General features: G+C 64.1%; 17 protein-coding genes. 15 read left to right on the top strand and 2 right to left on the bottom strand.

Translation table 11 applies throughout. The features are described 5' to 3' along the window. Positions 1-46 precede the first annotated feature (46 nt). On the bottom strand, positions 47-334 hold the full coding sequence (infA, locus tag BcanWU425_RS34520) for a translation initiation factor IF-1 (RefSeq protein ID WP_007599789.1): 288 nt from the start codon (positions 332-334) through the stop codon (positions 47-49). 23 nt (positions 335-357) lie between these two features. Next, entirely contained in the window at positions 358-1,899 is a 1,542-nt protein-coding gene (locus tag BcanWU425_RS34515; RefSeq protein ID WP_204513281.1) for a DEAD/DEAH box helicase, read from the bottom strand. 478 nt (positions 1,900-2,377) lie between these two features. Here BcanWU425_RS34515 and urtA point away from each other — a divergent pair, with 478 nt between their 5' ends. The 15 genes from urtA to BcanWU425_RS34440 all read left to right on the top strand — a co-directional run bounded on the left by urtA (position 2,378) and on the right by BcanWU425_RS34440 (position 16,397). Next, on the top strand, positions 2,378-3,700 hold the full coding sequence (gene urtA, locus BcanWU425_RS34510) for an urea ABC transporter substrate-binding protein (protein WP_204513282.1): 1,323 nt from the start codon (positions 2,378-2,380) through the stop codon (positions 3,698-3,700). A gap of 84 nt (positions 3,701-3,784) precedes the next feature. Then, complete coding sequence (gene urtB / locus BcanWU425_RS34505) at positions 3,785-5,392, top strand: urea ABC transporter permease subunit UrtB (RefSeq protein WP_204513283.1); 1,608 nt, start codon at positions 3,785-3,787, stop codon at positions 5,390-5,392. Continuing rightward, positions 5,389-6,567 (top strand): urea ABC transporter permease subunit UrtC, encoded by a 1,179-nt coding sequence (urtC, locus tag BcanWU425_RS34500; RefSeq protein WP_204513284.1) that lies wholly within the window; start codon positions 5,389-5,391, stop codon positions 6,565-6,567. Before urtB ends, urtC begins: the two co-directional genes overlap by 4 nt. Then, entirely contained in the window at positions 6,564-7,325 is a 762-nt protein-coding gene (gene urtD / locus BcanWU425_RS34495) for an urea ABC transporter ATP-binding protein UrtD (RefSeq protein WP_204513285.1), read from the top strand. The genes urtC and urtD overlap by 4 nt, the downstream gene beginning before the upstream one ends. A 3-nt stretch (positions 7,326-7,328) precedes the next feature. Continuing rightward, positions 7,329-8,024, top strand: a complete 696-nt coding sequence (urtE, locus tag BcanWU425_RS34490) for an urea ABC transporter ATP-binding subunit UrtE (protein ID WP_007599806.1) — start codon at positions 7,329-7,331, stop codon at positions 8,022-8,024. 30 nt (positions 8,025-8,054) lie between these two features. Continuing rightward, complete coding sequence (locus BcanWU425_RS34485) at positions 8,055-8,885, top strand: urease accessory protein UreD (RefSeq protein ID WP_204513286.1); 831 nt, start codon at positions 8,055-8,057, stop codon at positions 8,883-8,885. Between the two features lie 24 nt (positions 8,886-8,909). Continuing rightward, entirely contained in the window at positions 8,910-9,212 is a 303-nt protein-coding gene (locus BcanWU425_RS34480) for an urease subunit gamma (protein WP_018454667.1), read from the top strand. Between the two features lie 9 nt (positions 9,213-9,221). After that, a complete protein-coding gene (locus tag BcanWU425_RS34475) occupies positions 9,222-9,527 on the top strand; it encodes an urease subunit beta (protein ID WP_007599812.1) in 306 nt (101 codons plus the stop codon). A 57-nt stretch (positions 9,528-9,584) separates the two neighbouring features. Next, complete coding sequence (locus tag BcanWU425_RS34470) at positions 9,585-10,124, top strand: HD domain-containing protein (RefSeq protein WP_204513287.1); 540 nt, start codon at positions 9,585-9,587, stop codon at positions 10,122-10,124. Between the two features lie 37 nt (positions 10,125-10,161). Next, positions 10,162-11,877, top strand: a complete 1,716-nt coding sequence (gene ureC, locus BcanWU425_RS34465) for an urease subunit alpha (protein ID WP_085351739.1) — start codon at positions 10,162-10,164, stop codon at positions 11,875-11,877. Positions 11,878-12,019: 142 nt separating this feature from the next. After that, on the top strand, positions 12,020-12,319 hold the full coding sequence (locus BcanWU425_RS34460; protein WP_007599815.1) for a putative quinol monooxygenase: 300 nt from the start codon (positions 12,020-12,022) through the stop codon (positions 12,317-12,319). 14 nt (positions 12,320-12,333) lie between these two features. Then, positions 12,334-12,951 (top strand): urease accessory protein UreE, encoded by a 618-nt coding sequence (locus tag BcanWU425_RS34455; protein WP_018454664.1) that lies wholly within the window; start codon positions 12,334-12,336, stop codon positions 12,949-12,951. Further along, positions 12,932-13,660, top strand: coding sequence for an urease accessory protein UreF (locus BcanWU425_RS34450; protein WP_018454663.1), 729 nt, complete (start codon positions 12,932-12,934; stop codon positions 13,658-13,660). The genes BcanWU425_RS34455 and BcanWU425_RS34450 overlap by 20 nt, the downstream gene beginning before the upstream one ends. Positions 13,661-13,818: 158 nt before the next feature. Beyond that, positions 13,819-14,442: an urease accessory protein UreG gene (ureG, locus tag BcanWU425_RS34445; protein WP_026232785.1), complete on the top strand. Its 624-nt coding sequence runs from the start codon at positions 13,819-13,821 to the stop codon at positions 14,440-14,442. A 296-nt stretch (positions 14,443-14,738) separates the two neighbouring features. Next, entirely contained in the window at positions 14,739-16,397 is a 1,659-nt protein-coding gene (locus BcanWU425_RS34440) for a CHASE domain-containing protein (protein WP_018454661.1), read from the top strand. Positions 16,398-16,400: the final 3 nt, after the last annotated feature.

Below are 16,400 nucleotides of genomic sequence, written 5' to 3'. Positions count from 1 at the left end.
CATACGCATCGGAATTACAGGTCCGCGCTCGCGCGCTGGGCCCCCGCTAGCGGCGGCGGAACTGGCCGCCGCGCTGTCCGGGACGCGGAGGTCCGCCCATCCCGCTCGGACGTTCGTCCTTGTGGCGGAAAATCAGCCGGCCCTTTTCGAGGTCATAGGGCGACATCTCTACCGTCACGCGGTCGCCCGCCAGAGTCTTGATGCGGTTCTTCTTCATCTTGCCGGCGGTGTAGGCGACGATCTCGTGTCCGGCGTCGAGCTGCACGCGGTAGCGCGCGTCGGGGAGGATTTCGGTGACCAGTCCTTCGAACTGGATCAGCTCTTCCTTAGCCATGAATTTCTCCAGGTCGTGGACGGCTAGTGCGAATGGGGTTTGCGGTTCGGTTGGCCGTTCGGCCGACTCTCGCGGCGCAAAAAGGCAACGCCTTGTATCCCATCAGACGCCCCGGCGCTATGCGCGGAACGCTGTTCCGGACGGGCGTTTGGCGAAGAATGCGCCTTGCCTCCGGAGCGGCTGCGAGGAGCTGCCTTCGCGCCACTGCCCGGCCTTCCGTCGCCCTGCTTGGCGGCACTGTGGTGGCGCCCGTCCGCATGCCTTTCGTCAGCACGGCGACCGTCAGCGTGGCGTCCCTCACCATGCCTTGCGCCTTGCGGACGCTGGCCCGGGCGGCCCGGCCGACCCTGTCGTTGCTGCTGCGGGGGAGGGCCCGCATCGCGGCGGCCGGCGTCGGTGCGGCGATCCTCACGCGGCAGCGCCACTTTGATCAGCCGCTCGATGTCGCGGAGATAGGCGAGTTCCTCGCCGCCTGCGACCAGCGAGATCGCGGTGCCCTCGGCACCCGCGCGCGCGGTGCGGCCGATGCGGTGCACATAGGTCTCCGGCACGTTGGGCAGATCGAAATTGATGACGTGGGTGATGCCGTCGACATCGATGCCGCGGGCGGCGATATCGGTGGCGACCAGGGTACGGATCTCGCCGGTGCGGAACAGAGCGAGTGTCCGTTCGCGGTGGTTCTGCGACTTGTTGCCGTGGATGGCGCTGGCGGGGATGCCGGCCTTCTCGAGCGTCTTCACCACCTTGTCCGCGCCGTGTTTGGTGCGGGTGAAAACCAGCGCGCGGTTGACCTGCTCCTGCTTCAACAGCTGGGCGAGGAACGCCGGCTTGGCGGAGAAGTCGACCTGGATGATGCGCTGCTGGATGCGCTCCACGGTCGAGGAGACCGGGGTCACCGCGACGCGGGCGGGGTCGCGCAGCATGGCGTCGGCCAGCTCGGCGATGTCCTTCGGCATGGTGGCCGAGAAGAACAGCGTCTGCCGCTTGATCGGCAGCTTGGCGACGATTTTGCGGATGTCGTTGATGAAGCCCATGTCGAGCATGCGGTCGGCCTCGTCGAGCACGAGGAATTCGACGCTGCCAAGCTTCAGTCCGTTGCTCTGCACGAGGTCGAGCAAACGGCCGGGGGTGGCGACCAGCACCTCGACGCCCTGCATCAGCGAGCGGACCTGACGGCCCATCGGCACGCCGCCGATGGCGAGCGTCGAGGACAGGCGGATGTGACGGCCATAGGCGTTGAAACTGTCGAGGATCTGGCCGGACAGTTCGCGGGTCGGCGACAGCACCAGGACGCGGGTCGTCTTCGGCTGCGGCTTGATGCGATTCTCGAGCAGGCGGTGCAGGATCGGCAGCGCGAAGGACGCGGTCTTGCCGGTTCCGGTTTGGGCGATGCCGACGACGTCGCGGCCGGTCAGCGCGGTCGGAATTGTCTGGGCTTGGATGGGGGTGGGGGTGACGTAGTTCTCTTCGGTGAGAGCACGGGCGATGGGCTCGGCGAGGCCGAAATCCTGAAACGAAGTCAAAAGATGGGTTCTTTCCATGTCAAAAGCGGGCGCCCGGCGCATTCGGCGCGGCGCGCGCAAAAGGGTGTCGAGTGGGACACCTGCGTGTTTGGGGTGTCGGATGGCTTGATGGATGGGGCAAGCCAGACGCCCGTAAGGGCTTAAGAACACGCGGCTCGCAACGGTCTCCTGATTCGCAAGAGACCTCGACCTCATATGGAACATTGAGGCGGCGCTTTCAAGGCACGCCCCACAGAAACGGCGATCGCGGTGCAGAAATAGTTATGCCGGAAATTTAGCCAGAGTGACAAATTTGCTCAGAAAATAACCTGCCTGCCGCATTCGCATACATTCGAATTGCTCAATGTTTAGGCGGCGCGGCATGTGCGATACTTCGTTTTATGTCAATTTCACCAGCAGAAACAACCGGTTGAAGGGTGTCTAATCCATGGCACGGTTCTTGCGAATCCGTTAATCGCAGGCGGCCGTTGGGGCCGTTTCGCAGCGTTTTTCACGTCTGCGTCAGGGAGATGAGACACTCATGCATAGCAAATCCACTCACGATATAGCGGCGCCATTTAGCCGCCGTGGCGTTCTCGCCGCGGCCGCCGGACTGATGCTTGGTCTGGCTTCCATTTCTGGTGCGAAAGCCGCGGACGACACCATCAAGGTCGGCGTGCTTCACTCCCTCTCCGGCACCATGGCCATCAGCGAAACCACGCTGAAGGACACCATCCTCTTCCTGATCGACGAGCAGAACAAGAAGGGCGGCGTCAACGGCAAGAAGCTCGAAGCCGTGGTCGTCGATCCCGCTTCGAACTGGCCGCTGTTCGCCGAGAAGGCGCGCGAGCTGATCACCAAGGACAAGGTCTCGGTCGTGTTCGGCTGCTGGACCTCGGTGTCGCGCAAGTCGGTGCTCCCGGTGTTCAAGGAGCTGAACAGCATCCTATTCTACCCCGTGCAGTACGAGGGCGAGGAGAGCGAGCGCAACGTGTTCTACACCGGCGCCGCGCCGAACCAGCAGGCAATCCCCGCCGTCGACTATCTGATGAAGGACGAGAAGGTGAAGCGCTGGGTGCTCGCGGGCACCGACTACGTCTATCCGCGCACCACCAACAAGATCCTGGAAGCCTATCTGAAGTCCAAGGGTGTCGCCCAGGAAGACATCATGATCAACTACACGCCGTTCGGTCATTCCGACTGGCAGACGATCGTGGCCGACATCAAGAAGTTCGGCTCGGCCGGCAAGAAGACCGCTGTGGTCTCGACCATCAACGGCGACGCCAACGTTCCTTTCTACAAGGAGCTCGGCAACCAGGGCATCAAGGCGAAGGACATCCCGGTCGTCGCATTCTCGGTGGGTGAGGAAGAACTCGCCGGCATCGACACCAAGCCGCTGCTCGGCCATCTCGCCGCCTGGAACTATTTCCAGTCGATCAAGTCGCCGGAGAACGAGAAGTTCATCAAGGCGTGGCAGACCTACACCAAGAATCCGAAGCGCGTGACCAACGATCCGATGGAAGCGCACGTGATCGGCTTCGACATGTGGATCAAGGCGGTCGAGAAGGTGAAGTCGACCGATCCGGACAAGGTGATCGATGCGCTCCCCGGCATCGAAGCCAAGAACCTGACCGGCGGCACCTCCAAGATGCTTCCGAACCATCACATCACCAAGCCGGTGTTCATTGGCGAAATCAAAGCCAACGGCCAGTTCGACGTGGTGTGGAAGACCCCGGGTCTTGTCGCGGGCGACGCCTGGTCGAAGGAGCTCGACGGCTCCAAGGACCTGGTCGGCGACTGGGTCGGCAAGAAGTGCGGTAACTTCAACACCAAAAGCAACAAGTGCCTCGGTTCGGGCTCCTGATCCGGATCTGACGCTCCATTGCACGATCGGAGAAGGCGGCGATCCCGCCGCCTTCTCCACCCTTTTCTGCCGGGGTCTTTCACAGTGCCAGCCAATTTGTCCGCCCGCCTCTGTTCGCTCCTGCTCTCGTTCTTCCTGATCGCGTTCGCACTGCCGGCCTTGGCCGGCCCGTTCGAGGATGCGGTCGCCAAATTCGCCAACGACGATTATTCCGACACGGAAGAGGCGATCGGCGTGGTCGCAAGCAGCGGCAATACGCTGGCCTTTCCGATCATCAGCGCGCTCCAGGACGGCCGGCTCATGGCCGACCCTGATAGCAAGAAGGTTTACGTCAGCGGCACCGACGGCAAGTCGATCGATGCCGCGACCGGTCAGGCCGTGGCCAGCGTGCCCGACAGTGCGAGCGCGGTCCGCCTCAACAACCGCCTTCGCCGCAGCGTCGATGCGGCGATCGGCAGCCTGACGCTGCAGTCACCCGACATCGGAGCGCGGCTCCAGGCCGCGCAATCCGTCTTCAAGTCGCATGAGGAGACGTCGCTCGAAGCGGTCGATGGCGCGCTCGCCAAGGAAACCAACCGATCCGTCAAGGCTGCGCTGGGCGACGCCCGCGCGGCGATCCTGTTGTTCAAGCCGGATGCCACCGAGCTCGAGAAGCTCGAAGCCGTTGCCACCATCAAGGCGCGCGGCGACCAGGAGGCGATGGCGCTGCTGACCGGCATGGGCGACCAGCCGGCCTCGGTGACCAAGGCTGCCGCGAGCGCAATCGGCTCGATCCAGAGTTCGCTCGCGGTCTGGTCGATGGTGCAGAATGCCTGGTACGGCCTCTCGCTCGGTTCGGTGCTGCTGCTTGCTGCGATCGGGCTTGCCATCACGTTCGGCGTGATGGGCGTCATCAACATGGCCCATGGCGAGATGGTGATGATCGGGGCCTACACCACCTTCGTGGTGCAGGAGGTGATCCGTACCCGCTATCCCGTCCTGTTCGACTATTCGCTGCTGATCGCCGTGCCGCTCGCCTTCCTGGTGGCCGGCGCGCTCGGCGTTGTGATCGAGCGCAGCATCATCCGCTTTCTCTATGGCCGTCCGCTGGAGACGCTGCTGGCGACCTGGGGCCTGTCGCTGGTGCTGCAGCAGGCCGTGCGCACCATGTTCGGCCCGACCAACCGCGAGGTCGGCAACCCCTCCTGGATGAGCGGCGCGTTTGAGATCGGCCAGATCACGGTCACCTATAACCGGCTCTGGATCCTTGTCTTCACGCTCGCGGTGTTCGTCATTCTGCTCGCGATGCTGCGCTACACGGCACTCGGGCTCGAGATGCGCGCGGTGACACAGAACCGGCGCATGGCGGCTTCGATGGGCATCGCCACTTCGCGGGTCGACGCGCTGACTTTTGGTCTCGGCTCGGGCATTGCGGGCATCGCCGGCGTGGCGCTGTCGCAGATCGACAATGTCAGCCCCAATCTCGGCCAGAGCTACATCATCGACAGCTTCATGGTCGTGGTGTTCGGTGGCGTCGGCAATCTCTGGGGCACGCTGGTCGGCGCCTTCACGCTCGGCATCGCCAACAAATTCCTGGAGCCGGTCGCCGGCGCCGTGCTCGGCAAGATCGCCATCCTCGTTCTCATCATCCTGTTCATTCAAAAACGGCCGCGCGGCCTGTTCGCGCTCAAGGGCCGCGCGGTGGAAGCATGACCCCTCACATGCTGACGCGATCGCTGGACCGCGGCGCGACCATCTTCCTTGCCATCGTCGTGGCCTGCGGCATCCTCATCCCGCTCTCCAACCTGCTGCTGCCCGCAGGTTCGTTCCTGCAAGTGCCGACCTATCTCGTCGCGCTCTGGGGCAAATATGTCTGCTACGCGATCCTGGCGCTCTCGATCGACCTGATCTGGGGCTATTGCGGCATCCTCTCGCTCGGTCACGGTGCCTTCTTCGCGCTCGGCGGCTACGCGATGGGCATGTACCTGATGCGGCAGATCGGCAGCCGCGGCGTCTACGGCAATCCGATCCTGCCGGACTTCATGGTGTTCCTGAACTATTCGAAGCTGCCCTGGTACTGGTACGGCTTCGACATGTTCTGGTTTGCCGCGCTGATGGTGCTGATCGTGCCGGGGCTGCTCGCCTTTTGCTTCGGCTGGCTCGCCTTCCGCTCGCGCGTCACTGGCGTGTATCTGTCAATCATCACCCAGGCGATGACCTATGCACTGCTGCTCGCCTTTTTCCGCAACGATTTCGGCTTCGGCGGCAACAACGGCATGACCGACTTCAAGGACATCTTGGGCTTCAACGTGCAGGCCGAGGGCACGCGTGCTGCGCTGTTCGCGCTGAGCTGCCTGGCGCTGATCGCCGGCTTTCTGATCTGCCGCGCCATCGTCTCGTCCAAGCTCGGCAAGGTGCTGATCGCCGTGCGCGATGCGGAATCGCGCACTCGCTTCCTCGGCTACCGGGTCGAATCCTACAAGCTGTTCGTGTTCACGGTGTCGGCCTGCATGGCCGGCGTCGCCGGCGCGCTCTATGTGCCGCAGGTCGGCATCATCAATCCGAGCGAATTCGCGCCGGGCAATTCGATCGAGGCGGTGATCTGGGTTGCGGTCGGCGGCCGCGGTACGCTGGTCGGCGCTGCGCTCGGCGCCGTCGTCGTCAACTACGCAAAGACGTTCTTCACCTCCGGTATGCTCGCGCCCTACTGGCTGTTCATGCTGGGTGCCATGTTCATCCTGGTGACGCTGCTGCTGCCTAAGGGCATCGTCGGCACCTTCAACGCCTGGTGGGACTCGTCGAGGGAAAGGCGCGACGCCGCGACCATTGCGAGCGCCGCGGCCGAAGACGGCGTCACCGAACCCAAAATGGCGGAGGAGGCGCGATGAACGTCATGGACACCCGCGCGACCTCCGCAATGCTGTATCTCGACGGCGTGCACGTCTCGTTCGACGGCTTCCAGGCCATCAACAACCTCTCGCTGACGCTCGAGCCCGGTGAGATGCGCGCCATCATCGGCCCGAACGGCGCCGGCAAGACCACGATGATGGACATCATCACCGGCAAGACCAAGCCCGACGAAGGCACCGTGCTGTTCGACGGAGTCACCGATCTGACGCGACTGGACGAGACCCGCATCGCCGAGCTCGGCATCGGCCGTAAATTCCAGAAGCCGACCGTGTTCGAGAGCCAGACCGTGCAGGACAATTTGCTGCTCGCGCTCAATGTCGACCACAGCGTCAAGGGTACGCTGTTCTGGCGCGGCAGCCGGGCGGAGGCCGAGCAGATCGACAAGGTGCTGGAGACGATCCGCCTCACCGATGCCCCCAACCGTCTCGCCGGCAGCCTCAGCCACGGCCAGAAGCAGTGGCTCGAGATCGGCATGCTGCTCGCCCAGGATCCGAAACTACTGCTCGTCGACGAGCCCGTCGCCGGCATGACCGACGTCGAGACGCATCTCACCGCCGAGCTGCTCAAGGAAATCAACAAGACCCACACCGTGATGGTGGTCGAGCACGACATGACATTCGTGCGCGAGCTCGGCGTCAAGGTCACTTGCTTGCACGAGGGTACCGTGCTCGCGGAAGGCACCATCGACCAGGTCTCGTCCAACGAGCGGGTCATCGAAGTTTATCTGGGGCGCTGAGCGATGCTTGAGGTCAAGGACATCAACCTGTTCTACGGCGCGGCGCAGGCACTACGGGGCGTGTCGATTGCGGCCGAGCCCGGCAAGGTCACCTGCGTGCTCGGGCGCAACGGCGTCGGCAAGACCTCGCTCTTGCGCGCCATGGTCGGGCAATACCCGATCTCCTCGGGCGCCATCGTGCTCGACGGCAACGATATCACGGGCCTGAAACCGTATGAGCGCGCGCGGAAGGGTATCGGCTTCGTGCCGCAGGGGCGCGAGATATTTCCGCTTCTGACGGTCGAGGAGAATCTCAAGACCGGCTTCGGGCCGCTCAGGCGCGAGGACAAGCACATTCCGGACGACGTGTACTCCCTGTTTCCGGTGCTGCAATCCATGCTCGGACGGCGTGGCGGCGATCTCTCCGGCGGCCAGCAGCAACAGCTCGCGATCGGGCGCGCGCTGGTGATGCGGCCGAAGCTGCTGCTGCTCGACGAGCCGACCGAGGGCATCCAGCCCTCGATCATCAAGGACATCGGCCGTGCCATCTCGTACCTGCGCAATCTCGGCAACATCGCCATCGTGCTGGTCGAACAATATCTCGACTTTGCCTGCGAACTCGGCGACAGTTTTGCGGTGATGGATCGCGGCGCGGTGAAGTTCACCTGCGACCGCTCCAATCTCGACGCGAGCGAAATCAGCCGCCAGATGGCGCTGTAGGCCATTCTGCCGCGACCGGCTGGGGGGCGGATGCGCAGCGACGTTCTAACGGCATCTTCGGTGTTCGACGCCAACCGTGCCCGCGGCGCGGTGCGCTTCGACGTCCACGCGCGCGACGGTGTGACACGTCGCGGGATATTGCATGAGTCCGGCTCCCTGCGCGTGCGCTTCCCTTCGCCGGAGGACGAGGGGCTCTCCGGCGTGTTCGTCAACACGGCCGGTGGTGTCGCCGGCGGCGATCGCTTCGACATCGAGATCGCTGCCGCAGATGGTTCGAAGCTGACGCTGACGACGGCGGCCGCGGAAAAGGTCTATCGCGCGCCAGGGCAGGCGGCGGAGCTCAATATAGCGCTGAAGGTTGCCGCAGGCGCACATCTCGGCTGGCTGCCGCAGGAGACGATCCTGTTCGACCGCGCGCGCGTGCGTCGTCGCTTCGACATAGACCTCGATGCGACTGCCTCGCTCCTGCTGTGCGAGATCGTGGTGTTCGGCCGTACCGCGATGGGCGAACGGATGGAGCAGGGTGAGTTCGTCGATCGCTGGCGGCTGCGTCGCGGCGGCAAGCTAGTGTTCGCCGAGACCGTCAGGCTCGACGGCAATATTGGCGCAAAGCTTGCGCGATCGGCGGTGGCCAAGGGCGGCGCTGCGATTGGCACGGCGCTGATCGTGCCCGGCGACGAGGCCCTGATCGAGCGCATCCGCGAGGCCTCGAAATCCTTCGCCAGCGAGGTCGGGATATCCGCCTGGAATGGCTTTGCAATGGCGCGGTTCTGTGCCCAAGATGCGGCGCGTCTGCGCGCAGACATGATGACCGTGCTGGCGCGCACCGGCGCGGCGCTGCCGCGGCTCTGGTTGAATTGACGAAGTGAACGGAAGAGATTTCGTATGAACCTGTCTCCTCGCGAAAAGGACAAGCTTCTGATCTCGATGGCGGCGATCGTGGCCCGCCGCCGGCTGGATCGCGGCGTCAAGCTCAACCATCCGGAGGCGATCGCGCTCATCTCCGATTTCATCCTCGAAGGCGCGCGGGATGGCCGCACCGTCGCCGAGTTGATGCAATCGGGTGCGCAGGTTCTCACCCGCGACCAGGTGATGCCGGGCATTCCCGAGATGATCCACGACATCCAGGTCGAGGCGACGTTTCCGGACGGGACCAAGCTCGTCACTGTGCACGAGCCGATCAGGTAGGAGCGAAGCATGATCCCCGGCGAACTCTTCATCCAGGACGGCGAGATCGAGCTCAACGCCGGCCGCAAGACGGTGACGTTGACGGTCGCCAACACCGGCGACCGCCCGATCCAGGTCGGCTCGCACTACCATTTCTTCGAGACCAACCCGGCCCTGAAGTTCGACCGCAAGAAGGCCCGCGGCATGCGCCTCGACATCGCCGCCGGCACCGCGGTCCGCTTCGAGCCCGGCCAGACCCGCGACGTCCAGCTCGTCGCGGTGGCCGGCAAGAAGACCATCTACGGCTTCCGCGGCGACGTGATGGGGAAGCTGTGAATTCCACAGGAACGAGCGTGGCGCGGCACGGTTGAGGCGAAAACGGAGGACTTTGCCATGCTGTCACCTGTCCGCCTCGTCTCCGAAGCCGCCGAACTCGCCGCGCGCCGTCACAACGGCATGGCGCGCAAGGGCCGCGGTCATGAGCCTTACATCAACCACCTCGCCGAGGTCGCGAACCTGCTTGCGACCGCGACCGACGGCGCCGACGCCGAACTCGTTGCAGCCGGCTGGCTGCATGATGCGATCGAGGACACCGACACCACGCGCGAGGAGCTCGCGCAAAAAATCTCCGACCGTGTCGCGTCGCTTGTCGACGAGTGCACCGACGATATGAGCCTGCCGAAGCCGGAGCGGCGGCGGCGTCAGGTGCTCGACGCACCGAAAAAATCGGCTGGCGCCAGGCTGATCAAGATCGCCGACAAGATCAGCAATATCGGCGCGCGCGTACATTCGGATCCGACGGCCGAGGAACGTGACGATCTCGTCGATTACACCGACTGGGCCGAGCAGGTTGTCGCCGGTTGCCGCGGCGGTAACTCTTGGCTCGATACGACCTTCGACGACATGGTGCTCACAGCGAGAACCTCTCTGTGAGCACCGATCCAGAATTCAAACGCAAACGGGGCTTGTGATGTCCGTCAAAATAAAGCGTTCCGTCTATGCCGACATGTTCGGCCCGACCACCGGCGACAAGGTGCGGCTGGCCGACACGGATCTCATCATCGAGGTCGAGAAGGACTTCACCAGCTACGGCGAGGAAGTGAAGTTCGGCGGCGGCAAGGTGATCCGCGACGGCATGGGCCAGTCGCAGGTCACCAACAAGCAGGGCGCGGCCGACACAGTCATCACCAATGCGCTGATCGTCGATCACTGGGGCATCGTGAAGGCCGACGTCGCGATCAAGGACGGCATGATCGCCGGCATCGGCAAGGCCGGCAATCCCGACATCCAGCCCGGTGTCACCATCATCATCGGCCCCGGCACGGACGTGATCGCGGGTGAAGGCAAGATCCTCACCGCGGGCGGCTTCGACAGCCACATCCATTTCATCTGTCCGCAGCAGATCGAGCACGCGCTGATGTCGGGCGTCACCTCGATGCTAGGGGGCGGCACCGGCCCCTCGCACGGCACGTTCGCCACCACCTGCACGCCGGGGCCGTGGCACATGGGGCGGATGATCCAATCGTTCGACGCATTCCCGGTCAATCTCGGCGTCTCCGGCAAGGGCAACGCCTCGCGGCCCGCCGCGCTGGTCGAGATGATCAAGGCCGGCGCCTGTGCGCTGAAGCTGCACGAAGACTGGGGCACCACGCCTGCCGCGATCGACAATTGCCTGTCGGTCGCCGACGACTACGACATCCAGGTGATGATCCACACCGACACGCTCAACGAATCCGGCTTCGTCGAGGATACGATCAAGGCGTTCAAAGGCCGCACCATCCACGCCTTCCACACCGAGGGCGCCGGCGGCGGTCACGCCCCCGATATCATCAAGGTCGCAGGGCTGAAGAACGTGCTGCCGTCCTCGACCAACCCGACGCGGCCCTTCACGCGCAACACCATCGACGAGCATCTGGACATGCTGATGGTGTGCCACCACCTCGATCCCTCGATCGCGGAAGACCTGGCGTTCGCCGAAAGCCGCATTCGCAAGGAGACCATCGCGGCCGAGGACATCCTGCATGATCTCGGCGCGCTCTCGATGATCTCCTCGGACTCCCAGGCCATGGGCCGCCTCGGCGAGGTCATCATCCGGACCTGGCAGACCGCCGACAAGATGAAGAAGCAGCGCGGTTCGCTGCCGCAGGACAAAGGCAAGGACAACGACAATTTCCGCGTCAAGCGCTACATCGCCAAATACACGATCAATCCCGCGATCGCCCATGGCGTTTCGAAGCTGATCGGCTCGGTGGAGAAGGGCAAGCTCGCCGATCTCGTGCTGTGGTCGCCGGCCTTCTTCGGCGTCAAGCCGGATTGCGTCGTCAAGGGCGGCATGATCGTCGCCGCTCCCATGGGCGATCCCAACGCCTCGATCCCGACCCCGCAGCCGGTGCATTATCAGCCGATGTTCGGCGCCTTCGGCAAGGCGCGCACCGCGTCCTCGGTGGTGTTCACCTCGAAGGCCGCCATCACCGGCGGCCTCGCGCGTAAGCTCGGCATCGACAAGAAGCTCTATGCGGTCCAGAACACCCGCGGAAAAATCTCGAAGAAAAGCATGATCCACAACGACGCCACGCCCAATATCGAGGTCGATCCTGAGACCTATGAGGTCCGCGCCGACGGCGAGCTTTTGACCTGCGCCCCCGCCGAGGTGCTGCCGATGGCGCAGCGATATTTCATGTACTGAAATAGCGACTCAACGCATGTCCCAGAACCATGTCCTGGTCGCATATCCGGGAGCGGCTTTTCCGGGTTTTGCCTTCGATCCCGCCTGGTCTAAGGTCCCGCCCGGTATCTGAAGCCCAGAAGAAAAGCCGGGAGGATTTCTCGTGATCTACGTCGTCGCCACCTTGACCATCAAGCCTGAAACGCGCGCCGAATTCATTGCAGCCGCCACCGCCTGCATCAAGGAGACGCGGAAAGAGCCCGGCAATATCGCCTATGATCTGCATGAGAGCGTCACCGATCCCGCCAAGATGGTGTTCGTCGAGCAGTGGGAGAATGCCGAGGCGCTGGTGCCGCATCGCGCCATGGAGCACATGAAGACGTTCGGCCGCGTCGCGGTGAAGTGTTTTACGGCGCCGCCGAAGATCGAAGTGATCACGCCCGAGAAGGTCGAGACACGGTAACGGGGTAAACGCGCATGATCCGGGCGACGCAGGTCAGGGGACAACACCGCTTCGCGGAAGCGCCGGCGGATACGGTCGTGCTCGATTTCGACGATCGACACCGCCGCCGCATGGCAATGACGGGGACGCGGGGACTCGAGTTCCTGCTCGACCTGGAGAATGCCGTCGCACTGCGCGGCGGCGATGCGCTGGTGTTGGAGGACGGCCGGCTGGTCGAGGTGGTCGCTGCGCCCGAGCCGCTGCTCGAGATCCGCGGCCACGATCCGCACCACCTTATTCGTGTCGGCTGGCATCTCGGCAATCGCCATCTGCCGACGCAGATCATGGCCAAGAGCCTGCGCATCCGCCGCGACCACGTCATCGAAGCCATGGTGAAGGGCCTCGGCGCGCGCGTGATCGAGATCGAGGCGCCGTTCGATCCCGAAGGCGGCGCCTATGCGGATGCCGGACATGCGCATGGACACGACGACCACGCGCATCACGATCACGGCCACGATGATCATCACGGTCATGATCACCATCATGATCATGCCGCACATGGCGACGGTCACGATCACCATCACCACCACGACGAGCATTGCGATCACCCCGACCATCACCACGGCCACAAGCATGCTCATGACCACAAATGAGCCGGTCGCGGCCCGCGACCTCGCGGAGTGCGAGGCGGCGGCGCTGTACCGGTTGATGACCTGGCTGTCGCCGGCGTTTCCCGTCGGGGGCTTTTCCTACTCCAGCGGCATCGAATGGGCGGTCGAAGCCGGTGACATCAACGACACCGCGTCGCTGGCGGACTGGCTCGATGCGATGCTTCGCGATGGCTCTGGCTTCTGCGATGCGACGTTTCTGGTCCACGCCTATCGCGCCACTGAAGCGGGCGAGGGCGACACCTTGGGCGATATCGCCGAGCTCGCCGCGGCCTTCGTGCCGTCGCGCGAGCGGCAGCTGGAGACGACATCGCAGGGCCGTGCCTTCATCGACATCGCCCGCGCCGCGTGGGATGCAGACGGGCTGGATGCGATGGTTGCGGCATGCCGTACGCCACTGGTCTATCCCGTTGCCGTTGGCGTGGTCGCTGCGATGCACGGCGTGCCGCTGGCGCCGACGCTGCACGCCTTCCTGCATGCGCTGGTCTCGAACTGGATTTCCGCGGCCAGCCGGCTCATTCCGCTCGGCCAGACCGACAGCCAGCGCGTGCTGGTGAGGCTGGAAGCCGCGGTTGCCGCGACGGCGAATCGTGCGCTGAATGCGACATTGGACGATGTCGGCGGCGCGACGTTCCGCGCCGACCTCGCCAGCGTGCGGCACGAGACGCAATATACGCGGCTGTTCAGATCTTGAGCGGGTTCGTCGCTTTCACTGTCGTCCTGGCGAAAGCCAGGACCCATAACCACGGGTGCGCGTGGTTATGCACAGATGTGGCTGCAGCGTGCCGTGACAATCGGATTCAGTGGTAACGGGTCCTGGCTTTCGCCAGGACGACGATAGGAAAAAAAGCAATGGCTACATCTCACGGCCCCTTGCGTGTCGGCATCGGCGGTCCGGTCGGATCGGGCAAGACTGCGCTGATGGACCTGCTCTGCAAGACCATGCGCGAGCGCTACGACATCGCCGCGATCACCAACGACATCTACACCAAATGGGATGCGGAATTCCTGGTACGCTCGGGCTCGCTGACGCCGGATCGCATTGCCGGGGTCGAGACCGGCGGCTGCCCGCACACCGCGATCCGCGAGGACGCCTCGATGAATCTCGCCGCGGTGGCGGATATGCGCGCCAAGTTTCCCGGACTCGATCTCGTGCTGATCGAATCCGGCGGTGATAACCTCGCTGCCACTTTTTCCCCGGAGCTCGCCGATCTCACCATTTACGTCATCGACGTGGCGGCCGGCGACAAGATCCCGTCCAAGGGCGGCCCCGGCATCACCCGGTCCGACCTCCTTGTCATCAACAAGATCGACTTGGCGCCCCATGTCGGCGCCTCCCTGGAAAAGATGGAGACGGACGCCAGGCGGATGCGCGGCGAGCGGCCGTTCGTCATGACCAACCTGAAAAAGAGCCAGGGGCTGGACCGCATCATCGGCTTCATTGAGGCCAAAGGCGGCTTGAAACGGGCCGGCTGACCGGCGCGACGACCTAACGCAGGCGTTTCCCCCGTTAACACCGTGGGCAGAGCCGTGTCCGCGGAACAAATTTCGGTCACGGCAATTGATTACCTCCGGTGCCCGGAGCAAATCCAACTCGGCCGGACCATCGGCGGGCCGATTTAAGCTTCTCAGGCGACCAAGTTGCGTACCGATGCCTCCTCCTTCATTATCTCGGCGATTGGGGTTCACCCTGTTTCGGCACGTGCCCGTTCGAGCGGCGTCCATATGCTCCGTATTTATTGCCGACCTCCTGCTTTCGCCTGAGTAGTCGCGTGGTCCGGCTGGGTTTCATCATCGGCTTCATTGCTCTTCTCGGGGCCTTGCTCTCCGGGCTTGCGGCTTATCGCGTCCACGACCAGGAGCTGGCGCTGGACCGGATCGCGCTGGCGCGCGCGATCGATGTCCATGCGAGCCTGGTCCAGGACCGGCTCACCGAGCGCGAACTGCTCGCGCGGGTTGCCTCCGGCCTGTTCCGGGCGCCGTCGGTGCTCAAGCCCAACATGCTCGAGCCGCTGCGCTCGGCCATCTACGCCTTCAAGACCGATTTCGTGGTGGCGGGCTGGGTCGCCCGCCTGAAGCCGAACGAGCTTGCCGCAGCACAAGCCGCGATCGCGAGCGCCGGCTTCCCCAATCCGCGAATCCGCAGCTATGAGGACAAGCCGATCGATCCGGCAGGTGTCACCCAGCCGATCGATGTGCTGATGGATCTCGAGCCGCGCAGCAACGAGACCAAGGGGCTGCCCGGCCGCAGTTACGACCAGGATCAGGTGCGCGGCGCCATGCTGGCGCGCGCCAGAGTGGAGAAGAGGTCGGTTGCCTCAGAACCGGTTGCCCTCCTGCGTGGCGACGGGTCGATCGGCATCATTGTGGCGGCTCCCGTCATCCCCGAGGGCGCGACGGAGCCGGCGGGCTTCATCACATTTTCCTATGAGCTCTCTTCCCTGATGCTGACCAACGACGACATGTCGTTGTTCGCGGTTGCGCTGAAGGATCCGCGCCGGGAGGGTGGCGAGTTGGTCGCCAACGATCAAGGCGTGGTCTCGGCCCGCCCGACAGCGGCCGATGGGCCGGCGCCGTCGGCGACGCGCACGGTGAGCTTCGGTGGTCGCGACTGGCAGCTCGGCTATTACGCCAAGACCAATTCGGCGCGCCGCGCCGAGCAGACTGCGATCATCGTGGCGGCGATCGGCCTTGCGATCACCGCGATGGTGTGCGGCCTGTTCGGCTATGTCGCCTACAACAATTTGCGGCTCAGCCGGGAAATCCAGGTCAGAATCGGCTTCGAGCGCCGGCTGACGGCTGTCATCGACGAGCTCAACCATCGGGTCAAAAACATCCTGGCGGTGATCCAGTCGATCGTGACCCGCACGCTGCGCCATGGCTCCGACATCGATGTCGCGCGCGAGCTCCTGATCGGCCGCATCCACGCCATGTCCAACGTCGTCTCGCTGCTCAGCGAGAGCCAGTGGCAGGGTGTCAAGCTGAAGGGCCTGTTCGAGGCGCGCGCCATCCCGCATGCCGACCGCATTGCCGTCACCGGTCCTGATATCGCAGTCAGCGCGCGCGCGGCGCAGAGTCTGTCGCTGCTGTTCTTCGAGCTCGCCTCGCACTCCGACGAGGGCCTGTCGCTGGTCGGCAAGCATCCGCACATCACTGCCAATTGGACGGTGACGAACGAGGGGTCCGGCGAGGTCTTCTATTTCCGCTGGGAGGAGTTCAACACCAGCGAAGCGACGCGCCGCCCCGATTCCGACTTCGGCCTGATCCTGCTCGACCGCGTCGCGCCCGAGGCGCTCGGCGGCACCGCCAAGCGCTATTTCACCGACGTCTCCTATGTCTACGAGCTGACCGCGCCGATGGAGACGGTCGAGGACATGACCGAGCGCGACCGCACCGACAAGCTGTCAGCACCGATCCGGCCTGCGCGGTAATTC

It is taken from the genome of Bradyrhizobium sp. WU425 (assembly GCF_021052305.1).
In the GTDB taxonomy this organism is placed as follows: Bacteria; Pseudomonadota; Alphaproteobacteria; order Rhizobiales; family Xanthobacteraceae; genus Bradyrhizobium; species Bradyrhizobium canariense_D.
The sequence above is the reverse complement of the archived record's forward strand: the minus strand, read 5'-3'. Positions and strand labels throughout refer to the sequence as shown.